This is a genomic window from Streptomyces sp. SM1 (assembly GCF_002910825.1).
Classification (GTDB): Bacteria; Actinomycetota; Actinomycetes; order Streptomycetales; family Streptomycetaceae; genus Streptomyces; species Streptomyces okerensis.
The window spans coordinates 1-5,487 of the sequence record NZ_NEUB01000946.1 but is presented as its reverse complement, the minus strand read 5'-3'; the positions used below and the strand labels follow the sequence as shown (position 1 = coordinate 5,487).

The window sequence follows — 5,487 nt, the reverse complement described above, 5'->3', positions numbered from 1 at the left end:
CCGTCGGCGGTGACCGCGATGGCCACGTAGACGGGCCGGTTGGCGACGTGCCCGTCACGGATCTTGACGTGGATCGCGTCGATGAAGACGACCGGGTAGACCGAGTCGAGCGGACGGGTGCGCCATTCCGCCATCGACTCCAGTGCCTTGTCCGTGATGGTGGAGACCGTCTCCTTCGTCGTCATCCCGTACACCTCGGCGAGATGCGCGACGATCTCACCGGACGTCAGGCCCTTCGCGGTCAGCGAGAGGACCATCTCGTCCAGCGCTCCGGTCCGCCGTGCGTACTTGGGCAGCAGACGTGGGCTGAAGGTGCCCAGCCGGTCCCTGGGGACCTGCACGGTGACCGGGCCGACCTCCGTCATCACCTTCTTGGCCCGAGAGCCGTTGCGGGTGTTGCCGCCCGAACGCGACCCCCGCCCGCCGGCCTGTCCGGCCTCGACGGCCAGGTGCTGGTCCATCTCGGCCTCCAGCGCGGCCTGCATCAGATGCTGGGCCAGCTCGGGCAGCAGCCCGCCCTCGCCCATCAGCCGCAGCCCGCCCTCGGCGGTTCGCTCCGCCGCGAGCATGGCCAGCTCCTCCAGCAACTCGGCGGACAGACCGTTCACGGATACCGGCATCGACTTCACGTCGGCACCCTGAACACTCTCACCGGCCTCGGCAAGCGACACGCCCTGGACGGTCTCGATCAGGTGATCAGTGCTCGTACTCATCAGGTGACTCCTTCGTGGAGAGTCCACACCTGATTCATGACACTCCCTACGGCTGGAACCAGTGCGGGAGCTGGCTGCGTAGTACCAGGCCGATCAGGCGGGAGAACAGGCCGTCCGTGCCGAGGGCCGCGTCGACGCGTTCGGAGAAGTCGCGGGTGGGGACCTTCTTCGTGGTTTCGATCTGGCCGATCAGGGAGCCCGTGCAGAAGATGATCTCGCCGAGCTGGCCCTGTTTGAGGCCATGGGCCTCGCGTTGGCGGCGCAGTTCCCAGCCGTAGTAGTCGAGGGGGGACGCGGTGGGGTCGAGCGACTGGATGTTGACCACGGTGGCACCTCACTTCAACGCCTCGCGGCGTTCGTTCCGTTCCGTAGTCGAACGTATGCGGAGCGTCGTTGCATGGTGATGTGAATCAGACAATTGGTCCGCAGGTGGCGGACACTCTCAGTGAGTACCACGCCGAGTTCGCCGTCGGTGAGCACTCGGCCCGGCGTCTGCGGCGCATCCTGCGGCTGTATCTCGTCGGGGCGGGGCTGGCCGGTGTGAGTGATGCGGCCGAGCTGGCGCTGACCGAGGTGGTGGCGAATGTGGTGCGGCATGTGCCCGGTCGGCGTTGTCGGATCTGCTTTCTGCTCAAGCCGGGTGGGGTGCGGGTGGAGGTCGCCGATGAGTGCCCTCGACTGCTTGTGCGGGGCGGGGGTGATGGGCTTGAGGAGGAAGGCGGGCGCGGGATGGTGATCGTGGACGCGGTCACCGAGCGGTGGGGGGTCGACCTTCACCCCGGTGGGCGGGGGAAGACCGTGTGGTTCGAGTGTCTGGACGGGGGCTGACAGGCCTCCGCCCCGGCGCGGTGGGACCGGGCCGGGGCGGAGGGGGCATGCGGCGGGGGTCAGAAGGTCAGGCCCCAGCTGTTGATGTAGCCGGTGTCGGCGGAGTAGCTGTCGGTGACGCGGAGCTTCCACGTTCCGTTGGCCGTCTCCGAGGAGGCGTTCACGGTGTAGGTGGTGTTGATGTTGTCCGCGGAGCCGCCGGTGCCGGAGGACTTGAGGGTGTAGAGCGAGCCGTCGGGGGCGACCAGCTGGACCGTCAGGTCACCTATGTAGGTGTGGACGATGTTCACCGGGACCTGGAGGGCCGAGGGGGCGTTGCCGGAGACGCCGGTGACGGTGAGCGGGGACTCGACGGTGGACCGGTCGTTGATCGTGTAGTCCGTGGAGTTGGTGAAGGTCTTGCCGGGCGGCGGGGTGGTGCCGCCGCTGCCGCCGACGTACAGCAGGCGGTTGGGGGAGCCGGTGCCCGGGTTGGTGACCGCGCCGGAGACGGACTTGGTGATCAGCGCGGAGGCGACCTGCGAGGGGGTGGCCGACGGGTTGTCGGCGAGGTACAGCGCCGCGGCGCCCGCGACGTGCGGGCTGGCCATCGAGGTGCCGGAGATGGAGTTGGTGGCGCTGTCGCCGGTGTGCCAGGTGGAGGTGATGGACGAGCCCGGAGCGAAGATGTCCAGGTTCGAGCCGTAGTTCGAGTAGCTGGCGCGGGCGTCCGTGCTGGTGGTGGCGCCGACGGTGATCGCCTCGGACACGCGGGCCGGTGAGCCGGTGGCCGTGGTGGACTCGTTGCCCGCGGCGACGGCGAAGGTGACGCCGGCGGCGATGGCGTTGCGTACCGCGTTGTCGAGGGTGGTGCTGGCTCCGCCGCCGAGGGACATGTTGGCGACGGCCGGGAGGACCGCGTTGTCGGCGACCCAGTCGACGCCCTCGATGACGCCGGCGGTGGTGCCGGAGCCGTTGTTGTCGAGGACGCGGACGCCGACGATGGAGGCCTTCTTGGCGACGCCGTGGGCGCTGCCCGCCACCGTGCCGGCGACGTGGGTGCCGTGGCCGTTGCCGTCCTGGGCGACGTTGTCGCCGTCGACGGCGTCGTAGCCGTTGCGGGCGCGGCCGCCGAAGTCGCTGTGGGAGATCCGCACACCGGTGTCGATGATGTAGGCGGTGACGCCCTGCCCGGCGGTGTCGTCGTACGTGTAGGAGCCGTTCAGCGGCAGCGCGGTCTGGTCGATGCGGTCCAGGCCCCAGGACGGCGGGTTCGTCTGCGTGGCCTGTGTGGTGAAGGTGCGGTTCTGTTCGACCAGCGTGACCGAGGGGTCGCCGGCCAGCCTGGCGGCCTCCGCCTCGGTGGCCTCGACGGTGTACCCGTTGAGGGCCTCGCGGAAGGTGTGCTCGACCTCGGCACCGTGCTTCTTGGCGACGCCCTTGCCCTTGGCGGAGGCGGCCTCGGTGCCCGACTTCAGGGTGACGATGTAGCTGTCGGCGACCGCGTTGGGGGCGTCCGCGTAGGCGATCGTCCCGGTGGCGGGGTCGGCGGCGTGCGCGGGGAGTGCGGTGAAGAGACCGCCGGCGAGTGCGGCCGCGGCGACGGAGCAGACTCCGGCGAGCGATCTGCGCTTGGTGCCTCGTGTCACTGCCATCTGAGGGTTCCTCCTCGACAGGGGATGTGGGGGATGTGCGTCCACGTGGGGCGCACGCGGCGAACGCCTGTACCGGGTCCCCGGACAGACGATAGTCAGGTACATGCCAATCACGGACGCTGTGGCCGCGTTCACATTTCCCTGTCGCCAGGCGAAAGATTGAACGGTCTACGCGGATTGCACAAGGGGTCCGGCCGGGCCTTAACGCCGGGGTCACACAGCGGAAATGACACAAGGTCATCAATCGGTACAGATGCGCTGGGTAAACGAGATCACCGTCACAGTGACGCCTGGAGTCGCGCCGAGGTCCCCCGCCGTCCTCCCCGAGAAGGCCCGCCGTTCACCCCGCCCCGCGGCAGGCCCGCTGCTCACCGCGGTGCGGTGCGGCATCACGTCACGTTCGTGCCGGTTCGGCCGAGGAAGACCGGTGCGTGGACGTGCCTGACGCTTCGTCACGCAGAGTGCTGTCTGTCGACCCGCTGCGGCACGGGTCGGAGGGCTGCTTGCGGAACACAATTGACATCCTCGCCGCCCTGAAGGACGGCGATTCCCGCCTGCCGCGCCGTTGCAGGCTGCGGTGTCGAGTGGGTTCCTGCTTCGCCGCGCGGTGCCGGGACGAGTCCCGGTCTTACCTGCGCTCCACAGGCTGACACGGCCAGTCCGGCCGCCCTGGCGATGTTGACCGCCGCGTTGATGTCCCGGTCCAGGACGGCCCCGCAGGCCCCGCAGGTCCACACACGGACGTGCAAGGGCTTGGGGCCGTCCTTCACGCCGCACTGCGAGCACACCTGAGACGTGGGCTCGAAGCGGCCGATGCGGACGAAGGTGCGCCCGTACCGTGCGGCCTTGTACTCCAGCATGCTCACGAACGCCGACCATCCGGCGTCGTGCACGGACTTGGCCAGGCGCGTGCGGGCGAGCCCCTTCACCGCCAGGTCCTCCACGGCGACCGCTTGGTTCTCGCGGATCAGCTTCGTGGAGAGCTGGTGGTGGAACTCGCGGCGCGCGTCCGCGACACGTGCGTGTGCCCGTGCGACGCGGACCCTGGCCTTGTCCCTGTTCTTGCTGCCCTTCTCCTTGCGGGACAGGTCCCGCTGGGCCTTCTTGAGGCGCTTGGCGGCCCGGCGCAGGAACCGCGGGCTGTCGGCCTTCGTCCCATCCGAGAGGACCGCAAAGTGCCCCAGCCCGAGGTCGATGCCCACCTCGGGCATCGACTGCGGCAGCAGTTCCCCGGGGCCGGTCTCGACGACGAAGCTCGCGAAGTACCGGCCCGCACTGTCCTTGACCACGGTCACCGTGGACGGGGTGGAGGGCAGGGATCGGGACCACTTGACCTTCAGGTCGCCGATCTTCGGCAGACGCAGCTTCCGCCCAGGTGTGATCGACCAGCGGGCGTTCGCCGTGAACCGCACGGACTGCCGGGTGTCCTTGCGGGACTTGTACCGGGGCGCACCCATACGCGGGCGCTTGCCCTTCAGCCCGTCGAAGAAGTTCCGGTACGCGGTGTCCAGGTCGCGCAGCGACTGCTGGAGGACGACCGCCGAGACCTCGCCGAGCCAGGCCCGCTCCGGGGCGTTCTTCGCCTCGGTGATGAGCGCCTTCGACAGGTCCCCGGTCTTGGGGAACGGCAGCCCCTGGCTGCGGGCGGTCTCCCGGGCGCGGAGCGCGTCGTTGTAGACCACCCGCGCACACCCGAACGCCCGTGACAACGCGCTGCACTGACCGGCGCTCGGGTACAGGCGGAAGCTGTACCGAAGCTGCACGCCGATCATGCTACACAGTTGGTTTATGGGTATCGATGAGAACGTTCGTACAGGTCGCCACTGCATCTTCCGCATGCACGTCCACTTGGTTTTCGTGACGAAGTACCGGCACTCCGTCTTCGGCGACCGGCACCTGACGCGGTGCGAGGAAATCATGCGGGCCGTGTGCGAGGACTTCGAGGCCGAGCTGGTCGAGTTCAACGGCGAGAACAACCACGTCCACCTCCTCGTGAACTTCCCGCCGAAGGTCGCCGTGTCCAGGCTGGTGAACTCCCTCAAGGGCGTGTCCTCCCGACGCCTCCGTCAGGAGTTCCCCGACCTCGTCCGCCATTACTGGCGGGCACAACGTCTGTGGTCCGGCTCGTACTTCGCCGGGTCGGCCGGCGGTGCACCGCTCAGCATCGTGAAGCAGTACACCGAGCAGCAGAACCGGCCGCTCTGACCCGGGTTGAGGTGAACAGTGCCAATCCATGCACACGGCTGAGGTCAGAGCAGTTCTCAGATTCGCTTCACCACCGGGCTGAAGCCCGGTGCACTGCGAATAGTCCC

At 68.6% G+C, this 5,487-nt stretch carries 5 protein-coding genes and 1 pseudogene; 2 read left to right on the top strand and 4 right to left on the bottom strand.

The annotated features are described in order from the left end of the window. Window positions 1-713, bottom strand: a 713-nt coding sequence (locus B9S61_RS33020; RefSeq protein WP_181007641.1) for a transposase, incomplete at its 3' end; no start/stop codon positions are given. A 49-nt stretch (window positions 714-762) separates the two neighbouring features. Then, window positions 763-1,038, bottom strand: a pseudogene (locus B9S61_RS33015) (helix-turn-helix domain-containing protein); the annotation flags it as partial. Window positions 1,039-1,142: 104 nt separating this feature from the next. Here B9S61_RS33015 and B9S61_RS33010 point away from each other — a divergent pair. Continuing rightward, a complete protein-coding gene (locus tag B9S61_RS33010) occupies window positions 1,143-1,541 on the top strand; it encodes an ATP-binding protein (RefSeq protein ID WP_103545473.1) in 399 nt (132 codons plus the stop codon). Between the two features lie 59 nt (window positions 1,542-1,600). Here B9S61_RS33010 and B9S61_RS33005 read toward each other — a convergent pair whose 3' ends face one another. Continuing rightward, a complete protein-coding gene (locus B9S61_RS33005; protein WP_103545472.1) occupies window positions 1,601-3,175 on the bottom strand; it encodes a S8 family peptidase in 1,575 nt (524 codons plus the stop codon). A 452-nt stretch (window positions 3,176-3,627) separates the two neighbouring features. Then, window positions 3,628-4,938: an RNA-guided endonuclease TnpB family protein gene (locus B9S61_RS33000; RefSeq protein ID WP_107499725.1), complete on the bottom strand. Its 1,311-nt coding sequence runs from the start codon at window positions 4,936-4,938 to the stop codon at window positions 3,628-3,630. 25 nt (window positions 4,939-4,963) lie between these two features. On the opposite strand from B9S61_RS33000, the gene tnpA reads away from it, so the two are divergent. After that, entirely contained in the window at window positions 4,964-5,380 is a 417-nt protein-coding gene (gene tnpA, locus B9S61_RS32995) for an IS200/IS605 family transposase (RefSeq protein WP_103542771.1), read from the top strand. The last annotated feature ends 107 nt before the right edge of the window (window positions 5,381-5,487 follow it).

Coding starts and splice junctions, on each gene's coding strand:
- B9S61_RS33005 (WP_103545472.1), bottom strand. CDS start 3,175: ATGGCAGTGACACGAGGCACCAAGCGCAGATCGCTCGCCGGAGTCTGC.
- tnpA (WP_103542771.1), top strand. CDS start 4,964: ATGGGTATCGATGAGAACGTTCGTACAGGTCGCCACTGCATCTTCCGC.